Source organism: Streptomyces sp. CB02400, assembly GCF_001905725.1.
Taxonomy (GTDB): domain Bacteria; phylum Actinomycetota; class Actinomycetes; order Streptomycetales; family Streptomycetaceae; genus Streptomyces; species Streptomyces atrovirens.
This window is the reverse complement of the sequence record NZ_LIWB01000022.1, coordinates 62,382-84,438: the sequence shown is the minus strand read 5'-3', so window position 1 is coordinate 84,438 and position 22,057 is coordinate 62,382. Positions and strand designations below refer to the sequence as shown.

Here is a 22,057-nt window from a genome sequence, read left to right as displayed (position 1 = left end):
TCCCAAATACAGCTCGCCGGCACATCGGGCCGGCGTACCAACGAGGAGATCGGTTCGTGACGATCCGCGTAGGCATCAACGGCTTTGGCCGCATCGGTCGCAACTACTTCCGCGCGCTGCTGGAGCAGGGCGCGGACATCGAGATCGTGGCTGTCAACGACCTGGGTGACACCGCGACCACCGCCCACTTGCTCAAGTACGACACCATCCTGGGCCGCCTCAAGCAGGAGGTCACCCACACCGCCGACACGATCACCGTCGACGGCAAGACGATCAAGGTGCTCTCCGAGCGCAACCCCGCCGACATCCCGTGGGGCGAGCTGGGCGTCGACATCGTCATCGAGTCGACCGGCATCTTCACCAAGAAGGAAGACGCCGAGAAGCACATCACCGGCGGCGCCAAGAAGGTCATCATCTCCGCCCCGGCGAAGAACGAGGACATCACCCTCGTCATGGGCGTCAACCACGAGCAGTACGACGCGGCCAGCCACCACGTCATCTCCAACGCCTCCTGCACCACCAACTGTGTGGCGCCGATGGCGAAGGTGCTCGACGAGAACTTCGGCATCGTCAAGGGTCTGATGACCACGGTGCACGCGTACACGAACGACCAGCGCATCCTGGACTTCCCGCACAAGGACCTGCGCCGCGCCCGTGCCGCCGCCGAGAACATCATCCCGACCACCACCGGTGCCGCCAAGGCCACCGCCCTGGTGCTCCCGCAGCTCAAGGGCAAGCTGGACGGCATGGCCATGCGCGTCCCGGTCCCGACCGGCTCGGTCACCGACCTGGTCGTCGAGCTCTCCCGCGAGGTCACCAAGGAAGAGGTCAACGCCGCCTTCCAGAAGGCCGCCGAGGGCGAGCTGAAGGGCTACCTCGAGTACACCGAGGACGCGATCGTCTCCTCCGACATCGTCAACGCCCCGGCGTCCTGCACCTTCGACTCCTCCCTGACCATGGTCCAGGAGGGCAAGAACGTGAAGGTCATCGGCTGGTACGACAACGAGTGGGGCTACAGCAACCGCCTCGTCGACCTGACGGTCTTCGTGGGCAACCAGCTCTGATCGCGGAGCGGGCAGCCTGATATGAGTGCAGGGCTCGGCCGGTGCGGCAACGCGCTGTCCGAGCCCTGACGCACGTATCGGAACGGTCGCCCTCTTTCGATCACGAGCGATCACGAGCGAACACGTCGCTGAACACGTTGCTCTAGCCAGCTCTAGCCAGGGAGCCCCTATGAAGACGATCGACGAACTCCTCTCCGAAGGCGTCGCGGGCAAGCGGGTCTTCGTCCGCGCCGACCTCAACGTGCCGCTGGACGGCACCACCATCACCGACGACGGCCGTATCCGCGCCGTGCTGCCCACCGTCAAGGCCCTCGCCGAGGCGGGCGCCCGCGTGGTCGTCGCCTCCCACCTGGGCCGCCCCAAGGGCGCCCCGGACCTCGCCTTCTCGCTCGCCCCGGCCGCCGCGCGCCTCGGCGAACTCCTCGGCGCCGACGTCGCGTTCGCGACCGACACCGTCGGCGAGTCCGCGACCGCCACCGTCGCGGGACTGGCCGACGGACAGGTCGCGGTCGTCGAGAACCTGCGCTTCAACGCCGGTGAGACCTCCAAGGACGACGCCGAGCGCGGCGCCTTCGCCGATCAGCTCGCCGCCCTCGCCGACGCGTACGTGGGCGACGGCTTCGGCGCGGTGCACCGCAAGCACGCCTCGGTCTTCGACCTCCCCGCGCGGCTGCCGCACTACGCCGGCCACCTCATCGCCACCGAGGTCGGCGTGCTGAAGAAGCTCACCGACGACGTCAAGCGGCCCTACGTCGTCGCCCTCGGCGGCGCCAAGGTCTCCGACAAGCTCGCCGTCATCGACGAGCTGCTCGGCAAGGCCGACCGCATCCTCATCGGCGGCGGCATGGCGTACACCTTCCTCAAGGCCCAGGGCCACGAGATCGGCACCTCCCTGCTCCAGGAGGACCAGATCCCGGCCGTCCTGGAGTACCTGGAGCGCGCCGAGAAGAACGGCGTCGAGCTGCTGCTGCCGGTCGACACGCTGGTCGCCGCGGAGTTCCCCGACATGAAGACCAAGGCGCCGTCCCACCCCACCAACGTCGCCGCGGACGCCATCCCGGCCGGCCACATGGGCCTGGACATCGGTCCGGAGACCCGCAAGCTGTACGCCTCGAAGCTCGCCGACGCCGCCACCGTCTTCTGGAACGGCCCCATGGGCGTCTTCGAGCACCCCGATTACGCCGAGGGCACCAAGGCGGTCGCCCAGGCCCTCATCGACTCCCCGGGCTTCACCGTGGTCGGCGGCGGCGACTCCGCCGCGGCCGTCCGCATCCTGGGCTTCGACGAGCAGGCATTCGGCCACATCTCGACCGGTGGCGGCGCCTCCCTCGAATACCTCGAGGGCAAGACGCTCCCCGGCCTCGCCGCACTGGAGGACTGACCTCAATGACCACCCGCACGCCGCTGATGGCGGGCAACTGGAAGATGAACCTCAACCACCTCGAGGCCATCGCCCACGTCCAGAAGCTCGCCTTCGCCCTCGCCGACAAGGACTACGAGGCCGTCGACGTCGCCGTCCTGCCGCCCTTCACCGACCTGCGCTCCGTGCAGACCCTGGTCGACGGCGACAAGCTGAAGATCACGTACGGCGCCCAGGACATCTCGGCGCACGACGGCGGCGCCTACACCGGCGAGATCTCCGGCCCGATGCTGGCCAAGCTGAAGTGCACCTACGTCGCCGTCGGGCACTCCGAGCGCCGGCAGTACCACGCCGAGACCGACGAGATCGTGAACGCCAAGGTGAAGGCCGCCTACAAGCACGGCATCACCCCCATCCTCTGCGTCGGCGAGGAGCTGGAGGTCCGCGAGGCGGGCAACCACGTCTCCCACACCCTCGCCCAGGTCGAGGGCGGTCTGAAGGACCTCCCGGCCGAGCAGGCCGAGACGGTCGTGATCGCCTACGAGCCGGTGTGGGCCATCGGCACCGGCAAGGTCTGCGGCGCCGAGGACGCCCAGGAGGTCTGCGCGGCCATCCGGGGCAAGCTCGCCGAGCTGTACGGCCAGGAGCTGGCCGACAAGGTCCGCATCCAGTACGGCGGCTCCGTCAAGTCCGGCAACGTCGCCGAGATCATGGCGCAGGCCGACATCGACGGCGCCCTGGTCGGCGGCGCCTCGCTGGACGCCGACGAGTTCGTCAAGATCGTTCGTTTCCGCGACCAGTGAGCCGCGCCCCGGAGGCGAATCGGCAAACTGCGAGTATGCGCTAGCAGCGATCCGTCGTACCCTTGCGGGGTCCAGCACTGTGCTGGACCCCGCGTCGTCCATCCGAATCCGAGGAAGTTGGTCCAGCCGTGGTTATGGGGTTCTCCATCGCCCTGATCGTCTTCAGCCTGCTGCTGATGCTGCTGGTGCTGATGCACAAGGGGAAGGGCGGCGGCCTCTCCGACATGTTCGGTGGTGGCATGCAGTCCTCCGTCGGCGGCTCCTCGGTCGCCGAGCGCAACCTCGACCGGATCACCCTCGTGGTCGGTCTGCTCTGGTTCGCGTGCATCGTCGTGCTCGGCATCACCATGAAGGTCAGCAACTGACCCGAGGGCGTGTCACGCACCCATTCCCCAAGCATTCCGCACGTAAGGCCCCATGTTCGGTACGCGCAGCAGAGCGCGGCCTATCATGGGGCCTGCGTCTGGATACGGGGGCGGTAACTCCCCACACTGGACGTGCGTTGGGCCTTACGTAGACTGAGGCGCTCGCAGCGAAGCGGCACGCCGACTCGCTTCGCGGCACCATCACGCAGGGAGTTACGACCGTGGCAAGTGGCAACGCGATCCGGGGAAGCCGGGTCGGGGCGGGCCCGATGGGCGAGGCCGAGCGCGGCGAGTCCGCGCCCCGGCTGCGCATCTCCTTCTGGTGCTCCAACGGGCACGAGACACAGCCGAGCTTCGCGAGCGACGCGCAGGTGCCCGATACCTGGGACTGCCCCCGCTGCGGATTCCCGGCCGGGCAGGACCGCGACAACCCGCCGGACCCGCCGCGCACCGAGCCCTACAAGACGCACCTCGCCTATGTGCGGGAGCGGCGCAGCGACGCGGACGGCGAGGCGATCCTCGCGGAAGCCCTCGCAAAACTGCGGGGCGAGATCTGAGCGCTCCGCGGGGAAGTACGGCGATGTGCCGTCGGTCGTCCGCGGCGCCGTCGTGGCCGGTCGCGCCCACGCGGCGGTAGCCGCACGTCGGTACGGTCCCGCGCCCCTTCAGGGCACTGCCGAACAGTGTCGGTTTCCTTTCGTCTTCTTCTTCCGTTCTGTTCACCGCTGATCAATTAGGTTGGACACAGCGGGGCCACCCAAGGAAGAAGGCTGAAGTCCGAGATGAACGCAGACGGTCGTACCAGGCTCAACCAGATGCCCGAGTGGACCGCACTGGCCAAGCACCGTGAGGAGCTCGGCGAGGTGCGGCTGCGTGAGCTGTTCGCCGCCGACCCCGGCCGCGGCACCGGCTACACGCTCCGGGTCGGTGACCTGTACGTCGACCACTCCAAGCACCTGGTCACCGACGACACCCTGCGGCTGCTGCGCGAGCTGGCCGTCGCCACCGACGTGTTCGGGCTGCGCGACGCCATGTTCCGCGGCGAGAAGATCAACACCACCGAGGACCGGGCCGTCCTGCACACCGCCCTGCGCGCCCCGCGGGACGCGGTGATCGAGGTCGACGGGGAGAACGTCGTCCCGGCCGTGCACGCCGTCCTCGACAAGATGGCCGACTTCGCCGGCCGCGTCCGCTCCGGAGAGTGGACCGGTCACACCGGCAAGCGCATCCGCAACGTCGTCAACGTCGGCATCGGCGGCTCCGACCTCGGCCCCGCCATGGCGTACGAGGCGCTGCGCGCCTTCACCGACCGAGACCTCACCGTCCGCTTCGTGTCCAACGTGGACGGCGCCGACCTGCACGAGGCCACCCGGGACCTGGACCCGGCCGAGACGCTGTTCATCATCGCGTCCAAGACCTTCACCACCATCGAGACGGTCACCAACGCCACCTCCGCGCGGACCTGGCTGCTGAGCGCCCTCGAGGACGAGGCCGCTGTCGCCAAGCACTTCGTCGCCCTGTCGACGAACGCCGAGAAGGTCGCCGACTTCGGCATCGACACGGCGAACATGTTCGAGTTCTGGGACTGGGTCGGCGGACGCTACTCCTACGACTCGGCGATCGGCCTGTCGCTGATGATCGCCATCGGCCCGGACCGCTTCCGGGAGATGCTCGACGGGTTCCGGATCGTCGACGAGCACTTCCGCACCGCCCCGGCCGAGTCCAACGTGCCGCTGCTGCTGGGCCTGCTGGGCGTCTGGTACGGCAACTTCCACGACGCGCAGTCGCACGCGGTGCTGCCGTACTCGCACTACCTGTCGAAGTTCACCGCCTACCTCCAGCAGCTCGACATGGAGTCCAACGGCAAGTACGTCGGCCGGGACGGGCGCGAGGTCGACTGGCAGACGGGGCCGGTGGTGTGGGGCACGCCCGGCACCAACGGGCAGCACGCCTACTACCAGTTGATCCACCAGGGTACGAAGCTGATCCCGGCGGACTTCATCGGCTTCGCCGAGCCCGTCGCCGAGCTGGGCGACGAACTCGAGGCGCAGCACGACCTGCTGATGGCCAACTTCTTCGCCCAGACCCAGGCCCTCGCCTTCGGCAAGACCCCCGACGAGGTGCGCGGCGAAGGGGTGTCGGAGGAACTGGTCCCGCACAAGACGTTCAAGGGCGACCACCCCACAACCACGATCCTCGCGCGCGAGCTCACGCCGTCCGTGCTCGGCCAGCTCGTCGCGCTCTACGAGCACAAGGTGTTCGTGCAGGGCGCCATCTGGAACATCGACTCCTTCGACCAGTGGGGCGTCGAACTCGGCAAGGTCCTCGCCAAGCGCGTCGAACCCGCCCTCACCGAGGGTGCGGACGTCCCCGGTCTGGACGCTTCCACCAAGGCTCTCGTCGCCACCTACCGGGAGCTGCGCGGCCGGCAGTGAGCAGGGCATGGGAAGCGGGCGGCAGGGTGCCGTCCGCTTCCCGTAGAATCCCCAGCGATCATGGCGGCAATCGCTCGGGGGAGCGCAACATGGCGAGAACGCACGGGAGTTGGATCGGCGGCAGGCTGACGGCCCGGTCCTTCCTCAAGCCCAAGGACGTGGCGTGGGCGGTGTTCCACCCGGCCTGGATCCCGGAGCCGGTCGACCCGTCCGTGGAGCGGCTCAAGCGTTTCAGGGTCATCGCCGGGGCGATCGCCTCCTTCGGGGTCTACACCTTCCTCGAGGGCGGGTTCGCCTTCGAGGAGCTGATGGAGAACGCGCTCACCGCCTCCGCCGTACTGCTGTTCATCACCCCGCTCAGCGTCGGGGCGATGCTGTTCGTCTGGCGGCGCGGCGGCACCGTGCGGCAGTTGCGGGGGCAGCTCCTCAACTGCCTGAAGCTGCTGCTGCTGTTCATCGGTTCGGTCGTCGTCACGGTCACGCTGCTCCAGTTCTCGACCGCCCTGGGCGGGCCGGCGTTCCTGCTCCTGGCGATCGTGACGCTGTGGTTGTTCGTCTTCGTGGTCTTCGGGGCGATCCGGGTCTCCGGCAACTTCTTCGGCACGGCCGCCGTGCACCGCTCACTGCCGGCCCTGCTCGCCACGGTGACGACCTGGCTGATGGCCATTCCCGACCTCGTCACCGGTGATCTGCACGGGCTCAGCCTCACCATGGGCATCGTCTTCATCCTGGGCGCCCCGGTGACCGTCACGGTGATCGCCCTGGCGGAGACGGGTCGGCTGAAGCGGCGCTACGGCATCCGGCTGGGCACCCACCCGTCGAGCCTCCCGCCGATGCCCCCGCCCGTGCCGCCGACGGGGCTGCCCCACGTACCGCCCCAGGGGAACCCCTACGTCCGTGGTTGGGACGGCTGACGCCGGGGAGTGTTCGCCTCCGCCGCCCCTTCCCGTCCCAGACTCCGCTCCTCAAGCGCCGGAGGGGCTGGAAGTCAGCCCCTCCGGCGCTTGAGGAGCGGGGGTCCGGGGGCAGCGCCCCCGGGATGGGACGGGTAAGGGCGGCGGGGGCGAAAGAAGTCAGGCCACCGCGCCCAGCGTGTCCGCGAGGCGGCGTCGGGCCGCTCGCGCCGCCGGAAGTGCGGCGAGGCCCGCGGCCCCCAGTACCGCCGCCGCGCCGAGCGGCACGAGCAGTGCGGGGGAGGGAAGCTGGGCGATCCCCGCGCCGATGCCGCTCGATCTTCCCTGGGCGTCGATCAGCCAGTGCGCCAGCGGCAGCCCCAGGGCCGTGGCGAGGAGCACGGCCGCCAGAGCCGTACCGGCCGTGGCGGTGACCGTGACGGCGGTGATCTGCCGGGGGGTCAGGCCGATGGCCTTGAGCGCCAGCAGATCGCGTTCACCCTCGCGGACCGTGCCGCCGATCGCCGTCAGCAGCTCGATCAGCCCGATCAGCGCGAGGACCACGATCAGCCCGAGGACCACCGCGCGCAGCGGGGACAGCCCGTCGGCCGGGTTGGCCACGGTGTGCACGTCCAGATGGCCGCGGCCCGCCGCCGTCAGCCGCTCGGCGACCGCGGCCGGGTCCGCGCCGGAGTCCAGCCGGAGCTGGTGGAGGGCAGGACGCAGGTCCGGGTCGTTGGCGCGGAGGGTGTCCAGCGAGGTGGAGATGGTCCGTCCGGCGTTCTCCGGTTCGATGCTGCGGCCGACGATGTGCAGGATCTGCGGCTGGTCGCCGACGGTCATCCGCACCCAGTCGCCCACCCGCACGTGCAGCAGGTCGAGCAGCCCCTGCCCGGCCACCGCCTCGTCCGGCCCGCGCGCGGGGCGCCCCTCGGCCAGCGTGAACGGGTACGGCTCCGCACGCGTGCCGAGACCGCGCAGGGCGATGGTGGCGGTCTGGCCGGGAACCAGCGCGGCCACCTCCACACCCGGATAGGCGGCGGCGACCTCCGGGTCGCGCTCCAGCAGCGCGCGGGTCTCCCGGTCGCCCAGCGAGGCGTCCGCGCGGACACTGAGCGCCGTGGGCAGCCCCATCCGCTCCGGACTGCTGTGGAACCGGTCGATGGTGGTCCACGCGCTCAGCGCCACCACGATCAGCAGCAGCAGCAGCGCCAGCCTGCCCACCGTGCCCAGCGAACGCGGCCGGCGGGTGAACGCCTTGTGCCAGCCCAGGACCAGCGCCGGCGGCACCCGCGCCCCCAGCGCCCGCCGCGCCACACCGGTCAGCCGCCCGGCCGGGGGCGCCGCCGGGCGCGGCACCGGCACCGGCGGCACCCGTCCCGCCCGCCAGGCGGCCAGCCCGGTGGTCGCGCCGATGAACAGCACCGCCCCGGCCGGTACGGCGAACAGCGCCGCGGTGTGTCCGGGCAGCCCCTGCCACACGTCGACCGCGTCCCCGAGCCGCCCCGGCACCGCGCCGCCCAGCGCCTCGGTGAGCACGGCGGCGGCCACGGCACCGAGCAGGGCGTAGCCGAGGTGCTGGAGCAGGAAGACGCGGACGACCTGGCCGGGCGTGAAGCCGATCGCCTTCAGGATCGAGATGTCCCGCAGATGCCCCCGGATCCGGGTGGCGATCGCCCCGTGCACGGCGAACCCGGCGGCGGCCAGCGCGCCCAGACCGAACAGGCCGAGCACCTGCCCGAGCAGCCGGTTGTCGCCCTGCGCCTCGGCGCGCGCCTGCTGCCAGGTGGCCACCTCGCCGATCGTCCCGGCGCCCAGCTCGGTCACCGCCCGCTGCACGGCGTACCCGGTGTCGCCCGGGTCGGTCAGCCGCAGCCCGACCACCTGACCGCCCGGGTCCGCCACCGCCGACGGCAGTGCCCACACCAGGCCCGCCCGCTCGCCCGGCCGGTAGCGCGGCTCGGCGCTGTCGGCGACGCCCACCACGGTCAGTTCCCGCGCGGTGCCGGGCACGGTGAGCGTGTCACCGGGGGCCGTGAGCAGTGCCCGCGCGAGCCGGCTCTCCAGGACCACCCCGTCGGGGGTCGCCGGGTCCAGCCAGTGCCCGGAGGTGATCAGCGGGCGGCCCACCTCGGGCTCGGCGGGGGTGCCGCGCAGTTCCACGGAGGCCCGGCCGCCCCCCGAGGCGAGGGTGAGCGCGGCCGTCGGGTAGGGCCCGGCGACGGACTCCACACCGTCAAGGCCGGCCAGCTCCCCCGCGTCGGCGGAGGCGGTGGTGTGCAGCGTGACGTGCGCGCCGCGCGCCTGGGCGAAGACCCGCTGCCAGGGGTTGGTGGCGTACCCGAACAGGGCCGTGGCCAGCAGCAGGGAGGCGACGATGCCCGCGGTGGCGAGGACCAGGAACAGCGCCTCGCCACGGTGCGTACGCAGATCGGAGTGCGCCCAGCGCAGAGTGGCTCGCACGGGCGCTCAGTCCCTCGGCGCGGGGCGGTCGTGGAAGCGCATGTCAGTCCTTGAGCTCCAGCACACCGGACGTCCCGGTCCGGCGCGGCGGGGTGCCGCCGTCGAGTGCGGCGTCGTCGGCGATCCGGCCGTCGAAGAAGCTGATCACCCGGTCCGCCGCGCTCGCCAGCCGCGCGTCGTGCGTGACCAGCAGGATCGTCTGCCCGCGCGCGTGGAAGCGGGACAGCAGCCGCATCACCTCGCGGGTTCCCTTGCTGTCCAGGCTGCCCGCGGGCTCGTCGGCCAGCAGCAGCGGCGGATGGTTGACCAGTGCGCGGGCCAGGGCGACCCGCTGCTGCTCACCGCCGGACAGCTCGCCCGGCATGCTCCGCTCCTTGCCCGCGAGACCCAGCTCGGCCAGCAGCTCCTCCCGCCCGGCCCGCGCCTTCTTCGGCGGCACCCCGGCGAGCAGCGCGGGCAGCTCCACGTTGTCGGCGACCGACAGGTCGGAGACGAGGTTGAAGAACTGGAAGACGATCCCGATCCGCTTGCGGCGCTCCACCGCCCAGCGGGCCTCGCCGTAGCCGTCCGTGCACACGCCGTCCAGCCAGATGCTGCCCGCGTCGGGCCGCTGGAGCCCGCCGAGCAGGTGCAGCAGCGTCGACTTGCCCGCACCGGACGGGCCGGTGATCGCCACGAACTCGCCGCGCGCCACCCGCAGGTCGACACCGCGCACGGCGTGCGCCGGGGCGCCCTCGCCGTGGTGCGTCTTGACCAGGCCCTCGGCGCGCAGCACTTCAGCGGTGCGCTCGCTCACGGAAGCCCCTCCAGCTCCTCCTGGCACCGCTCCAGCCAGTCGAGGTCGGCCTGCAGATGCAGCATGGCGCCCTCGATCAGCAGTTGGGAGATGCGGTTGTCCCGGTGCTCGGCGGCGGCCAGCTTCGACAACTGCCGCATGGTGTTCAGGTACTGGCGCCGCTGTCGGTTGATCAGCGCGATCTGGTCGACGAGACCGGTCTGCGGGGCCAGGGCCAGCTTCATGAAGAACTCGTCCCGCACCCGCGGCTCGTCCGCCGTCTCCTCGTACCAGGCGCGCAGCGCCTCCCGCCCGGCGTCGGTGAGGTGGTAGACCTTCTTGTTGGGTCGGCTCGACTGCTCGACGTCCTCGCCCTCGATCAGTCCCGATTTCTCGAGGCGGCCGAGGGTGACGTAGATCTGGCCGACGTTCGGCTGAGGGTACGCGGAGCCCAGCAGTTGCTCAAGGTCCTGCTTGAGCTCATAGCCGTGGGCCGGGCCACGGGCGAGCAGCGCCAGGAGGGGCAGCCGCACTCGTGCTCTCCTCCTCGCGTCCTGTGGGTAATGTGCCGCAGGGCCTAGTATCGCGCATACCTAACAGGTATACATGGCCTCTGACCCCCGGACGATGGTGCCCGGGTGCCGGTGTACAGGGAGGAACCTATGCGGTGGATCCATGCCGCGGGTAGGGGCCTCCTCGTCCTGATCGTCGTCCTGACCGGTTACGTCGCCTCCGGCGCGCGGGCCGACGAGGCCGGCGGGGGCGGTCGCGGACCGCTCACCCTGGCCACCGCCGGCGACCTCACCGGCTATCTGGGCTCCGTGCTGGAGGGCTGGAACCGCACCCACCCCGGCGAGGAGGTCACCCTCGTCGAACTGCCCGACTCCGCCGACGAGACCCGCGCGCAGATGATCACCGACCTGCGCGGCGGCGAGCGCGGCCGGTTCGACGTGCTCAACATCGACGTGAGCTGGACCTCGGAGTTCGCCGCCGCCGGCTGGATCCGCCCGCTGCCCCGCGACCGCTTCCCGCTCGGCACCTTCCTGCCCCGGGTCGTGGACACGGCGACCTACGACGGACGCCTGTACGCCGTCCCGTACGTCACCAACGCCGGACTGCTCCTCTACCGCGAGGACGTCCTCGACGCCGAGGGCGTCCCGCCGCCGCGCACCTGGGCCGATCTCGAACGGGCCGCTGAGACCCTCGCCCCGGAGTACGGCCTCGACGGCTACGCCGGCCAGTTCCTGCCCTACGAGGGCCTGACCGTCAACGCGGCCGAGGCCGTCTACTCGGCCGGCGGCACCATCCTCGGCGACGAGGGCGAACGCGTCACCGTGAACTCACGGGCGGCCAGGGACGGCATCGGCTTCCTCGCACGCGGAGTCCGCGAGGGCTGGATCCCCCGCGAGGCGCTGACGTACAAGGAGGAGGAGTCCAAGCAGGCCTTCCAGGACGGCCGTCTGCTCTTCCTGCGCAACTGGCCCTACGCCTACGTCGCCGCCTCCGCCCCGGGCTCGAAGGTCGCCGGCAAGGTCGGCGCCGTACCGCTGCCGGGACCGGACGGTCCGGGCACCAGCGTCCTCGGCGGCTCCAACCTGGCCGTCGCCGGCCACGCCCGGCACCCCGACTCCGCCGCGCGCCTGATCGCGTACCTCACCAGCGAGCGCGTGCAGCGCCAGGTCCTCACGCGCGGCGCCCTGCCGCCCGTACGGGCCGACCTGTACGACGATCCGGAACTGGTCCGGCGGTTCCCCTACCTGCCGACCCTGCGCGAGAGCGTGCTCGCCGCCGCCCCGCGCCCCAAGAGCCCGCACTACGACCAGGTGAGCCTGGTGGTGCAGGCGGTGGTGCACGACGCGATGACCGGGCGGCAGACGCCCGGGGCCGCGGTGCGCCGGCTGGCGAGCGAGCTGGCCGTCGTCTCCTCGCGATAGAACCTTCCCTAGTTACATGTTAGGTAACGCGGACGTCTCAAACGCGCCCGCTATGACCACTTAAGTACCTGTTCGGGCTGGCCAACTCCACGGTAGCTTGCGCACTTTCATTGACACCCTCGCGACTCCGCTACCTAACATGCATGCATAACGAGCACTCCTCACAGACAGGTCAACGGAGTGAACAGGCACCACTGGTGGCGTGACGCGGTGATCTACCAGGTGTACGTCCGCAGCTTTCTGGACAGCACCGGCGACGGCATCGGCGATCTCGCCGGGGTCAGGGCGGGACTGCCCTACCTCAAGAAGCTCGGCGTGGACGGGATCTGGCTGAGCCCCTTCTACCCCTCGCCGCAGCACGACCACGGCTACGACGTGGCCGACTACACCGGCGTCGACCCGGTCTTCGGCGACCTCGCCGAGTTCGACCTGCTGGTCGACGCCGCCCGGCGGCTCGGCGTCAAGGTACTGCTGGACGTCGTCCCCAACCACTGCTCCAGCGAGCACCCCTGGTTCCGCGCCGCCCTCGACGCGGCCCCGGGCAGCCCCGAGCGCGCCCGTTTCCACTTCGCCGACGGCCGCGGCCCCGACGGCGCCGAGCCGCCCAACAACTGGCACGCCATGTTCGGCGGCCCCGCCTGGACCCGGATCACCGAACCGGACGGCCGGCCCGGCCAGTGGTACCTGCACATGTTCACGCCCGAACAGCCCGACTGGAACTGGCGCGAGCCCGAGGTCGCCGCCGAGTTCGACCGCATACTCCGCTTCTGGCTGGACCGGGGCGCCGACGGCTTCCGCATCGACGTCGCCGCCGGCCTCTTCAAGCACCCGGAGCTGCCCGACTCCCCGGACCCGGAGGCCGACGCCCGCACCCGCGACTCGGTCAACCCGCTCGCCTGGAACCAGCCCGAGGTGCACGACGTGTGGCGGCACTGGCGCACGGTGTGCGAGAAGTACACCGCCCGCGACGGCCGCGAACGCCTCCTGGTCGGCGAGGTCTCCGTCCCCACCGCCCGCGAACACGCCCGCTACGTCCGCGCGGACGAACTCCACCAGGCCTTCTTCTTCGACCTCCTCGGCGCCCCCTGGGACGCCGACGCCTTCCGCAAGGTCATCTCCGAGGCCATGCAGGACATCGCCGGCACCGGCTCCACCGTCACCTGGGTCCTCAACAACCACGACCAGGTCCGCACCGTCACCCGCTACGGCGAACCCACCCCGGAAGGCAGTGGACTCGGCCCGGCCCGCGCCCGCGCCGCCGCCCTGCTGATGCTGGCGCTGCCCGGCGCCGCGTACATCTACCAGGGCGAGGAACTGGGCCTGCCCGAGGTCGTGGACCTGCCCGACGACGTGCTCACCGACCCGATCTTCCGCCGCACCGGCAGCCGCGCCCGGATCCGTGACGGCTGCCGGGTGCCGCTGCCCTGGTCCGGACAGGCCTCACCGTTCGGCTTCACCTCCGGCGCCGAGGGCGTACGGCCCTGGCTGCCGCAGCCCGAGTGGTTCGCCGAGCACGCCACCGACCGGGCGCTCGCCGACACCCGCTCCTCCTGGCACCTGTACCGCGACGGCCTCCAACTGCGCGCCGCACTCACCCAGTTGGGCGAGGGCACGCTCCACTGGCTGGACACCCAGCCCGGCGTCCTCGCCTTCACCCGCGGCGACGACCTGGTCTGTGCCGTCAACTTCGGCACCGCCCCCGTACCCGCCCCGGTCGCCGGCACCCCGCTGCTCGCCAGCGGCCCCTGCCCGCCGGGAACGCTCCCCGGCTCCACCGCCGCCTGGTGGATCGACGGCTCCTGAAACCCCGTACCCACGAAGGGACATCGACGATGATGCGACGACGTACCACCCTGCTCACCGGATGCACCGCCCTCGTCCTCGCGCTCGGCGCGACCGCCTGCGGCAGCGGCGACCCCGTCACGGCCGGCGGCGGCGACAAGTCGCTCGACGGCCAGACCGTCACCGTGGCCGGCGTCTGGTCCGGCAGCGAGCAGAAGAACTTCCAGAAGGTGCTCGACGCCTTCACCGAGAAGACCGGCGCCGAGACCGCCTTCGTCTCCACCGGCGACAACGTCTCCACCGTCGTCGGCAGCAAGATCGAGGGCGGCAACGCTCCCGACGTCGTCATGGTCCCGCAGGTCGGCGTGCTCAAGCAGTTCGCCGAGCAGGGCTGGCTCAAGCCGCTCGACAAGAAGGTGCGGTCCACCGTCGACGGCAACTTCGCCGAGGTGTGGCAGGACTACGGCAGCGTCGACGGCACCCTGTACGGCCTCTACTTCAAGGCCGCCCACAAGTCGACCGTCTGGTACAGCCCCGAGGCCCTCGAACAGGCCGGCGTCACCCCGCCGAAGACGTACGACGCCATGCTGGAGAACGGACGGACCATCTCCGACTCCGGCCTCGCCGCCTTCTCGGTGGCCGGCCAGGACGGCTGGACGCTCACCGACTGGTTCGAGAACGTCTACCTCTCCCAGGCGGGACCCGAGAAGTACGACGCCCTCGCCGCGCACGAGATCAAGTGGACCGACCCGACCGTCGTCGAGGCGCTCACCACCCTCGGCAAGCTCTTCAAGGACGAGCAGCTCGTCGCGGGCGGCCGGAAGCAGGCCCTCAACACCGACTTCCCCGGCTCCGTGGAGAAGGTCTTCGGGCCCGAGGCGGAGGCCGCCATGGTCTACGAGGGCGACTTCGTCGCCGGTGTCGCCAAGGACCAGTTCGGCAGGAGCATCGGCACCGACGCGAACTTCTTCCCCTTCCCGCCGGTCGGCGACGGCAAGGCCCCCGTGGTCAGCGGCGGCGACGCGGCCGTCGTCCTCAAGGACGGCAAGAACAGCGAGGCCGGCATGGCACTCCTGGAGTACCTCGCCACCCCGGAGGCCGCCGCCGTATGGGCCGAGGCGGGCGGCTTCCTCTCCCCGAACAAGAAGCTCGACCTCTCCTCCTACGGCGACGACGTCACCCGCGCCACCGCCGAGTCCCTGATCGAGGCGGGCGACTCGGTCCGCTTCGACATGTCCGACCAGGCCCCCGCGGCCTTCGGCGGCACCAAGGGCACCGGCGAGTGGAAGATCCTCCAGGACTTCCTGCGCGACCCGGCCGACCCGGCGAAGACCGCCGCCGAGCTCGAGGACGCCGCGGCCAAGGCGTACGGGAACTGACGGCCGTGACCGCCACACTGGTGAAAGAGGCGAGCCCCCCGGCGCCGGCACACCCCGACGGCGCACGCGGTGGGCGCCTGCGCCGGCGGGGGCGCGTCATCGCCCTGCTGTTCGTGTTCCCCGCGCTGCTCCTGCTGGGCGCGCTGGTCGTGTACCCGGTGCTGTTCTCCGTCGGCCGCAGCTTCTTCGACGCCTCCGGCAGCGAGTTCGTGGGCGGCGAGAACTACGCCGAGATGTTCCGCGACCCGACCACCCTCAAGGCCATCCGGAACACCGCGATCTGGGTCGTCGTGGCACCGACGCTGCTGACCGGGCTGGGGCTGATCCTGGCCGTCCTGGTCGAGAAGGTCCGCTGGGCCACCGCCTTCAAGCTGCTGCTGTTCATGCCGATGGCCGTCTCCTTCCTCGCCGCCGGCATCATCTTCCGGCTCGCCTACGACGACGACCCGGACAAGGGGGTGCTCAACGCGGCTGTCGTGTCCGTGCACGATGCCTTCAAGGGCTCGTCGTCGTATCCGACCGCCCGTGCGCGGGACGGTGAGGGGCTGACCGAGGAGGCGGACGGGGCGTACGTCACCGGGGCGGATGTGTCGCCCGGGGGGACAGCGGCGGTGCTGGGGCTGGTCGGGGTGGCTCCCAAGGATCTGCCGGGGGGTGCCGAACCCGCCGCTGCCGCGGCAGGGGAGAAGGCCGGTTCCGATGAGGTGCGCGGTGTGGTGTACCTCGACTTCACGCCCGGTGGGGGAGGGAAGCCGGGGGTGGTCGACCGGGAGGAGAGCGGACTGCCCGGGATCACGGTCGAAGCGGTGCGTGGCGGGGAGACGGTCGCCAGTACGACCACTGCGGCCGACGGGTCGTTCCGGTTCGCGGGGCTCGGCAGCGGCTCGTACGCCCTGAAGCTGCCCTCGTCGAACTTCGCCGCGCCCTACGACGGCATCTCCTGGCTCGGCCCGGCGCTCGTCACCCCGGCGATCATCGGGGCGTACCTGTGGATCTGGACCGGGTTCGCGATGGTGCTGATCGGGGCGGGGCTGTCCACGCTGCCGCGGGACGCGCTGGAGGCGGCGCGGATGGACGGGGCCAATGAGTGGCAGATCTTCCGGCGGATCACCGTTCCGTTGCTCGCGCCCGTTCTCACCGTGGTGTTCGTGACGCTGGTGATCAACGTGATGAAGGTCTTCGACCTCGTCTACATCATCGCGCCCGGTCCCGTGCAGGAGGACGCGACCGTGCTCGCGACGCAGATGTGGCTGGTGTCGTTCGGCGGCGGCAACAACCAGGGGCTGGGCAGCGCGCTGGGTGTGCTGCTGCTGCTCCTGGTCATTCCGGCCATGGTGTTCAACGTCCGTCGTTTTCGGAGGAGTCAGCGGTGAGCGCGGTGCGGCGTGTCCTGGGTAACGCGGTGGTGCAGGCGTTCCTGGTGGTGATCGGGCTGGTGTGGATGACTCCGCTGGCCGGGTTGTTCCTGTCCTCGCTGCGGTCGGCCGAGGAGACGGCGGAGGGGGGCTGGTGGACCGTGTTCACCAGTCCGGGGGAGTTGTCCTTCGAGAACTACTCGGCGTTGCTGGGGAATTCGGGGATCACGCAGGCGTTCTGGAACACCGTGCTGATCTCGGTGCCGACCACCGTGTTGGTGGTGGTTGTGGCCGCGCTGGCCGGATATGCCTTCGCGTGGCTGGACTTCCCTGGGCGTGAGCCTGTTTTCCTGGTCGTCGTCGCGTTGTTGGTCGTGCCCGTGCAGATCGGGCTGCTGCCGGTCGCCAAGCTCTTCGGGCAGCTCGGGTTGTTCGGGACGATTCCCGGCGTCGTGCTGTTCCATGTGGCTTACGGGCTGCCGTTCGCGGTGTTCCTGTTGCGGAACTACTTCGCGGAGATGCCGAAGGAGATGCTGGAGGCCGCCCGGATGGACGGGGGGAGCGAATGGCGGATCTTCACTCGGTTGGTGTTGCCGGTGGGGCGGCCGGCGATCGCCAGTCTTGCGATCTTTCAGTTCCTCTGGGTGTGGAACGACATGCTGGTCGCGCTGCTTTTCGCGGACAGTTCTTCGCAGCCGTTGACTGTGCAGCTTCAGTCGCAGATTCGGCAGTTCGGCAGCAACATCGATGTGCTGGCGCCTGGGGCGTTTCTGTCGCTGGTGGTGCCGGTTGTCGTGTTCTTCGCGTTCCAGCGGCACTTCGTGCAGGGGGTTATGGCGGGGTCCGTGAAGTAGGGGGTGGGGCGGGAGGGGTTTTCGCCCCCGCCGCCCCTTCCCGTCCCGAACCCGGGGGCGCTGCCCCCGGACCCCCGCTCCTCAAGCGCCGGAGGGGCTGATTCAAGCCGACGCCGCTGGATACAGCTCTCTCGGGAGTTGTGAAGCCGCCGCCTTGTCCAGGAGCCACAGGGTGCGGGTGCGGCCGTACGCTCCTGCTGCCGGGGACTGGATCTCTCCCGCGCCCGAGAGGGCTATCTCCGCTGCCTCCGCCTTGTCCTCGCCGGCCGCCAGGAGCCAGACCTCTCGGGCCGCCCGGATCGCGGGGAGGGTCAGAGTGACCCTTGTCGGTGGGGGTTTCGGGGCGCCGTGGACGCCCACCACCGTGCGTTCCGTCTCGCGGACCGCCGGGAGTTCCGGGAAGAGGGACGCCACGTGCGTGTCCGGGCCGACGCCCAGCATCAGGACGTCGAAGGTCGGGACCGGGCCGTGGTTGGTCGGGTCCGCCGCCGCGGCCAGTTCCTCGGCGTAGGCCGCGGCCGCCGCGTCCACGTCCGTGCCGTGCGGGCCGTCCGACGCGGGCATGGCGTGCACGCGCTTCGGGTCCAGCGGCACCGCGTCCAGCAGTGCCTCACGGGCCTGGGTGATGTTGCGTTCCGGGTCGCCCTCCGGGAGGAAGCGTTCGTCGCCCCACCACAGGTCGAGCCGGGCCCAGTCGATCGCGTCCCGTGCCGGGGCCGCCGCCAGCGCGGCCAGCAGGCCGTTGCCGTTGCGGCCGCCGGTCAGGACCACGGACGCCGAACCCCGCGAGGCCTGCGCGTCCACGATCTTCGTGATCAGCCGGGCCGCCGCGGCCTGTGCCATCAGCTCCTTGTCCCGGTGCACGACAAGCTGCGGTGCCGTACTCACTTCGCCGCCGCCTTCTTCACCGGGGCCTGCGCCGTCGCCTGGGCCGCGGGAGCTTTCGCAGCCGACTCGACGGGAGCGGGGACCGCTTCCCGTTCTCCTTTGGCCGGTGCGCCGGCCCTCTCCGACGCCGACGACTTCAGGCGCTCCACGCCGTAGCGCAGGGCCGAGGCGTAGGTGTCGTCCGGGTCGAGGCGGCGCAGCTCCTCCGCGATCAGCTCCGCCGTGTCGCGGCGCTTGAGCGCCACCGCACGCTTCGGCTGACCCTGGATGGACAGCGTCGCCAGCGAACCGTCGGCGCGGTCCAGCACGATCGGGCCGCAGTCGGTGTCCATGCGGACCGCCGTGAGCCCCGGGCCGCCGGAGCGGGAGCGCTTGACGGGGACGCCCAGCCGGTCCGCGAGCCACATCGCCAGCAGCTCGCAGCTCGGGTTGAACTCCTCGCCCTCCACCTCGACGCCCTGCACCTCGCAGGCGACCTGGTCCAGCGCCGCCGCCAGCATCGAACGCCAGGGCGTGATGCGGGTCCACGACAGGTCCGTGTCGCCGGGGGTGTAGGCGTCGGCGCGGGCGGCGAGCTCCTCCACCGGCTTCTCGCAGGCGTAGGTGTCGGTCACCCTGCGCTGGGCCAGCGCGCCCAGCGGGTCCTTCGCCGGGTCCAGCGGGGCGTTGACCGGCCACCACACCACCACCGGGGCGTCCGGCAGCAGCAGCGGCAGCACCACCGACTGGGCGTGGTCGACGACCTCGCCGTACAGGCGCAGGACGACGGTCTCGCCGGTGCCGGCGTCCGCGCCCACCCGGACCTCGGCGTCGAGGCGGGACTGGGTGCGGTCACGGGGGGAGCGGGAGACGCGCTTGATGACGACCAGCGTGCGCGAGGGGTGCTCGCGCGAGGCGTCACCGGCCGCCTTCAGCGCGTCGTAGGCGTTCTCCTCGTCCGTGACGATGACCAGCGTGAGCACCATGCCGACGGCCGGGGTGCCGATGGCCCGGCGGGCCTTCACCAGCGCCTTGTTGATCTTGCTGGCCGTGGTGTCCGTGAGGTCTGTCTTCATGGCCGGCGCCAGCTCCGTCCGTCTCGCTCGAGCATTTCGTCCGCCTCGACGGGTCCCCACGTCCCGGCCGGGTACTGGGCCGGCCTGCCGTTCTCGTCCCAGTACTCCTCGATCGGGTCGAGGATCTTCCAGGACAGCTCGACCTCCTCCGTGCGCGGGAAGAGGTTGGAGTCGCCGAGCAGGACGTCCAGGATCAGACGCTCGTACGCCTCCGGGCTGGACTCGGTGAACGACTCGCCGTAGGCGAAGTCCATCGACACGTCCCGGATCTCCATCGACGTGCCCGGCACCTTGGAGCCGAACCGGACCGTGACGCCCTCGTCCGGCTGGACGCGGATGACGATCGCGTTGGAGCCCAGCTCCTCGGTGGCCGTCGTGTCGAAGGGGGAGTGCGGCGCCCGCTGGAAGACCACCGCGATCTCGGTGACCCGGCGGCCCAGCCGCTTGCCGGTGCGCAGGTAGAAGGGGACACCCGCCCAGCGGCGGTTGTCGATGCCCAGCCGGATCGCGGCGTAGGTGTCGGTCTTCGAGGAGGCGTCGATGCCCTCCTCCTCCAGATACCCGACCGCCTTCGCGCCGCCCTGCCAGCCGGCCGCGTACTGCCCCCGCACGGTGTCCCGGCCCAGGTCCTTCGGCAGCCGCACGGCACCGAGGACCTTGGTCTTCTCCGCCGCCAGCGCGTCCGCGTCGAAGGAGGCGGGCTCCTCCATCGCGGTCAGCGCCAGGAGCTGGAGGAGGTGGTTCTGGATGACGTCACGCGCGGCGCCGATGCCGTCGTAGTAACCGGCCCGGCCGCCGATGCCGATGTCCTCGGCCATGGTGATCTGGACATGGTCGACGAACGACCGGTTCCATATCGGCTCGAACATCGTGTTGGCGAAGCGCAGCGCCAGGATGTTCTGGACCGTCTCCTTGCCCAGGTAGTGGTCGATGCGGAAGACCTGGTCCGGGGCGAAGACCTCGTGGACGATCGCGTTCAGTTCCTCGGCCGACCTCAGGTCGTGCCCGAACGGCTTCTCGATCACCGCGCGGCGCCAGGAACCGTCCCTCTGGTCGGCCAGCCCGTGCTTCTTGAGCTGCTGGATGACCACCGGGAAGGAACGCGGCGGCACCGACAGGTAGAAGGCGAAGTTGCCGCCCGTGCCCTGTGCCTTGTCCAGCTCCTCGATCGTGTCGCGCAGCCGCTCGAACGACTCGTCGTCGTCGAAGGTGCCCTGCACGAAGCGCATGCCCTGGATGAGCTGCTGCCAGACCTCCTCGCGGAAGGGGGTGCGGGCGTGCTCCTTGACCGCGTCGTGGACCTCCTGGGCGAAGTCCTCGTTCGCCCACTCCCGGCGGGCGAACCCCACCAGCGAGAAGCCCGGCGGCAGCAGGCCCCGGTTGGCGAGGTCGTACACGGCCGGCATCAGCTTCTTGCGGGACAGGTCGCCCGTCACGCCGAAGATGACCAGGCCCGACGGCCCCGCGATGCGCGGGAGCCGTCGGTCGGCGGGGTCACGCAGCGGGTTGCTGCTCGACAAGGTCTCAGCCCTCCGAGGGGGCGAGGCGCTGGAGCTCCGCCTCGGTCGACTTCAGCAGGTCGTTCCAGGAGCCCTCGAACTTGTCGACGCCCTCGTCCTCCAGAAGCTGCACCACCTCGTCGTACGAGATGCCGAGCGCCTCGACCGCGTCCAGGTCGGCGCGGGCCTGCTCGTAGGTGCCGGTGACGGCGTCGCCCCGGATCTCGCCCTTCTCCTCGGTGGCGAACAGCGTCGCCTCCGGCATGGTGTTCACCGTGTTCGGCGCCACCAGCTCGTCGACGTACATCGTGGCCTTGTACGCCTTGTCCTTCACACCGGTCGACGCCCACAGCGGACGCTGCTTGTTGGCGCCCTCGCGCTCCAGCGCGCTCCAGCGGTCCGTGGAGAAGACCTCCTCGTACGCCTGGTAGGCCAGGCGCGCGTTGGCGATGGCGGCCTTGCCGCGCAGCGCCTTGGCCTCGTCGGTGCCGAGCGCGTCGATCCGCTTGTCGATCTCGGTGTCCACGCGGGACACGAAGAAGGACGCCACGGAGTGGATCTTCGACAGGTCCAGGCCGCGCTCCCTGGCCTTCTCCAGGCCGGTCAGGAACGCGTCCATGACCTTGCGGTAGCGCTCCAGGGAGAAGATCAGCGTGACGTTGACGCTGATGCCCAGACCGATGACCTCGGCGATCGCCGGGATGCCGGCCTCGGTCGCCGGGATCTTGATCAGCGTGTTCGGCCGGTCCACCAGCCACGCGAGCTGCTTGGCCTCGGCGACCGTCGAACGGGTGTTGTGCGCCAGCCGCGGGTCGACCTCGATCGAGACCCGGCCGTCCTGGCCGTCGGTGGCGTCGAAGACCGGGCGCAGGATGTCGGCGGCGTCGCGGACGTCCGCCGTGGTGATCATGCGGATGGCCTCTTCGACCGTGACCTTGCGGGCGGCGAGGTCGGTCAGCTGCGTGTCGTAGCCGTCGCCCTCGGAGATCGCCTTCTGGAAGATCGTCGGGTTGGTGGTGACGCCCACGACGTGCTGCTGGTCCATCAGCTCGGCGAGGTTGCCGGACGTGATCCGCTTGCGCGACAGGTCGTCCAGCCAGATCGCGACGCCTTCGTCGGAAAGGCGCTTGAGTGCGTCTGTCATGGAAATTCC

The 22,057-nt window shown here is 70.7% G+C and carries 19 protein-coding genes; 12 read left to right on the top strand and 7 right to left on the bottom strand.

The features are described 5' to 3' along the window. The first annotated feature begins 56 nt into the window (after nucleotides 1–56). The 7 genes from gap to AMK33_RS35320 all read left to right on the top strand — a co-directional run bounded on the left by gap (nucleotide 57) and on the right by AMK33_RS35320 (nucleotide 6,941). Nucleotides 57–1,064, top strand: a complete 1,008-nt coding sequence (gene gap, locus AMK33_RS35350) for a type I glyceraldehyde-3-phosphate dehydrogenase (protein WP_073937117.1) — start codon at nucleotides 57–59, stop codon at nucleotides 1,062–1,064. A gap of 169 nt (nucleotides 1,065–1,233) precedes the next feature. After that, nucleotides 1,234–2,445 carry a phosphoglycerate kinase gene (locus AMK33_RS35345; RefSeq protein WP_073937116.1) on the top strand — a complete coding sequence of 404 codons (1,212 nt, stop codon included), beginning with the start codon at nucleotides 1,234–1,236 and terminating at the stop codon, nucleotides 2,443–2,445. Between the two features lie 5 nt (nucleotides 2,446–2,450). Continuing rightward, a complete protein-coding gene (tpiA, locus tag AMK33_RS35340; RefSeq protein WP_073937115.1) occupies nucleotides 2,451–3,227 on the top strand; it encodes a triose-phosphate isomerase in 777 nt (258 codons plus the stop codon). Between the two features lie 134 nt (nucleotides 3,228–3,361). Continuing rightward, entirely contained in the window at nucleotides 3,362–3,592 is a 231-nt protein-coding gene (gene secG / locus AMK33_RS35335; protein ID WP_179167131.1) for a preprotein translocase subunit SecG, read from the top strand. Nucleotides 3,593–3,813: 221 nt separating this feature from the next. Then, nucleotides 3,814–4,149: an RNA polymerase-binding protein RbpA gene (locus AMK33_RS35330; protein ID WP_003957010.1), complete on the top strand. Its 336-nt coding sequence runs from the start codon at nucleotides 3,814–3,816 to the stop codon at nucleotides 4,147–4,149. Nucleotides 4,150–4,374: 225 nt separating this feature from the next. After that, complete coding sequence (gene pgi, locus AMK33_RS35325) at nucleotides 4,375–6,027, top strand: glucose-6-phosphate isomerase (protein WP_073937113.1); 1,653 nt, start codon at nucleotides 4,375–4,377, stop codon at nucleotides 6,025–6,027. A gap of 89 nt (nucleotides 6,028–6,116) precedes the next feature. After that, nucleotides 6,117–6,941: a hypothetical protein gene (locus AMK33_RS35320; RefSeq protein WP_235618290.1), complete on the top strand. Its 825-nt coding sequence runs from the start codon at nucleotides 6,117–6,119 to the stop codon at nucleotides 6,939–6,941. Between the two features lie 159 nt (nucleotides 6,942–7,100). Here AMK33_RS35320 and AMK33_RS35315 read toward each other — a convergent pair whose 3' ends face one another. The 3 genes from AMK33_RS35315 to AMK33_RS35305 are packed head-to-tail and all read right to left on the bottom strand — an operon-like array spanning nucleotide 7,101 to nucleotide 10,691. Then, on the bottom strand, nucleotides 7,101–9,383 hold the full coding sequence (locus AMK33_RS35315; RefSeq protein ID WP_073937112.1) for an ABC transporter permease: 2,283 nt from the start codon (nucleotides 9,381–9,383) through the stop codon (nucleotides 7,101–7,103). Between the two features lie 43 nt (nucleotides 9,384–9,426). Further along, nucleotides 9,427–10,179 carry an ABC transporter ATP-binding protein gene (locus tag AMK33_RS35310; RefSeq protein WP_073937111.1) on the bottom strand — a complete coding sequence of 251 codons (753 nt, stop codon included), beginning with the start codon at nucleotides 10,177–10,179 and terminating at the stop codon, nucleotides 9,427–9,429. Further along, nucleotides 10,176–10,691, bottom strand: a complete 516-nt coding sequence (locus AMK33_RS35305; RefSeq protein ID WP_073937110.1) for a PadR family transcriptional regulator — start codon at nucleotides 10,689–10,691, stop codon at nucleotides 10,176–10,178. The genes AMK33_RS35310 and AMK33_RS35305 overlap by 4 nt, the downstream gene beginning before the upstream one ends. 129 nt (nucleotides 10,692–10,820) lie before the next feature. Between AMK33_RS35305 and AMK33_RS35300 the strand changes: the two genes are divergently transcribed. From AMK33_RS35300 to AMK33_RS35280, 5 genes are all read left to right on the top strand, one after another. Next, complete coding sequence (locus AMK33_RS35300) at nucleotides 10,821–12,092, top strand: ABC transporter substrate-binding protein (RefSeq protein WP_073937109.1); 1,272 nt, start codon at nucleotides 10,821–10,823, stop codon at nucleotides 12,090–12,092. Nucleotides 12,093–12,272: 180 nt separating this feature from the next. After that, nucleotides 12,273–13,895, top strand: a complete 1,623-nt coding sequence (locus AMK33_RS35295; RefSeq protein WP_073937108.1) for a glycoside hydrolase family 13 protein — start codon at nucleotides 12,273–12,275, stop codon at nucleotides 13,893–13,895. A gap of 29 nt (nucleotides 13,896–13,924) precedes the next feature. Next, nucleotides 13,925–15,253, top strand: coding sequence for an ABC transporter substrate-binding protein (locus AMK33_RS35290; RefSeq protein ID WP_073937107.1), 1,329 nt, complete (start codon nucleotides 13,925–13,927; stop codon nucleotides 15,251–15,253). A 5-nt stretch (nucleotides 15,254–15,258) separates the two neighbouring features. Next, entirely contained in the window at nucleotides 15,259–16,626 is a 1,368-nt protein-coding gene (locus tag AMK33_RS35285; RefSeq protein ID WP_073937106.1) for an ABC transporter permease, read from the top strand. Further along, nucleotides 16,623–17,462: a carbohydrate ABC transporter permease gene (locus tag AMK33_RS35280; protein WP_073937105.1), complete on the top strand. Its 840-nt coding sequence runs from the start codon at nucleotides 16,623–16,625 to the stop codon at nucleotides 17,460–17,462. The genes AMK33_RS35285 and AMK33_RS35280 overlap by 4 nt, the downstream gene beginning before the upstream one ends. A 102-nt stretch (nucleotides 17,463–17,564) precedes the next feature. Here the strand turns inward: AMK33_RS35280 and pgl are convergent, their stop codons facing one another. From pgl to tal, 4 genes are read right to left on the bottom strand one after another with little or no spacing between them, the layout of a single operon-like run. Beyond that, a complete protein-coding gene (gene pgl / locus AMK33_RS35275; protein ID WP_073937104.1) occupies nucleotides 17,565–18,350 on the bottom strand; it encodes a 6-phosphogluconolactonase in 786 nt (261 codons plus the stop codon). Further along, nucleotides 18,347–19,405: a glucose-6-phosphate dehydrogenase assembly protein OpcA gene (gene opcA, locus AMK33_RS35270; RefSeq protein ID WP_073937103.1), complete on the bottom strand. Its 1,059-nt coding sequence runs from the start codon at nucleotides 19,403–19,405 to the stop codon at nucleotides 18,347–18,349. The genes pgl and opcA overlap by 4 nt, the downstream gene beginning before the upstream one ends. Then, a complete protein-coding gene (gene zwf, locus AMK33_RS35265) occupies nucleotides 19,402–20,925 on the bottom strand; it encodes a glucose-6-phosphate dehydrogenase (RefSeq protein WP_073937102.1) in 1,524 nt (507 codons plus the stop codon). The genes opcA and zwf overlap by 4 nt, the downstream gene beginning before the upstream one ends. Nucleotides 20,926–20,929: 4 nt before the next feature. Further along, nucleotides 20,930–22,048: a transaldolase gene (gene tal / locus AMK33_RS35260; RefSeq protein WP_073937101.1), complete on the bottom strand. Its 1,119-nt coding sequence runs from the start codon at nucleotides 22,046–22,048 to the stop codon at nucleotides 20,930–20,932. Between the last annotated feature and the right edge of the window lie 9 nt (nucleotides 22,049–22,057).

Excerpts from the sequence above, each read along its gene's own strand:
- AMK33_RS35345 (WP_073937116.1), top strand. The coding sequence starts at position 1,234 with ATGAAGACGATCGACGAACTCCTCTCCGAAGGCGTCGCGGGCAAGCGG.
- tpiA (WP_073937115.1), top strand. The coding sequence starts at position 2,451 with ATGACCACCCGCACGCCGCTGATGGCGGGCAACTGGAAGATGAACCTC.
- secG (WP_179167131.1), top strand. The coding sequence starts at position 3,362 with ATGGGGTTCTCCATCGCCCTGATCGTCTTCAGCCTGCTGCTGATGCTG.
- pgi (WP_073937113.1), top strand. The coding sequence starts at position 4,375 with ATGAACGCAGACGGTCGTACCAGGCTCAACCAGATGCCCGAGTGGACC.
- AMK33_RS35320 (WP_235618290.1), top strand. The coding sequence starts at position 6,117 with ATGGCGAGAACGCACGGGAGTTGGATCGGCGGCAGGCTGACGGCCCGG.
- AMK33_RS35300 (WP_073937109.1), top strand. The coding sequence starts at position 10,821 with ATGCGGTGGATCCATGCCGCGGGTAGGGGCCTCCTCGTCCTGATCGTC.
- AMK33_RS35290 (WP_073937107.1), top strand. The coding sequence starts at position 13,925 with ATGATGCGACGACGTACCACCCTGCTCACCGGATGCACCGCCCTCGTC.
- opcA (WP_073937103.1), bottom strand. The coding sequence starts at position 19,405 with ATGAAGACAGACCTCACGGACACCACGGCCAGCAAGATCAACAAGGCG.
- tal (WP_073937101.1), bottom strand. The coding sequence starts at position 22,048 with ATGACAGACGCACTCAAGCGCCTTTCCGACGAAGGCGTCGCGATCTGG.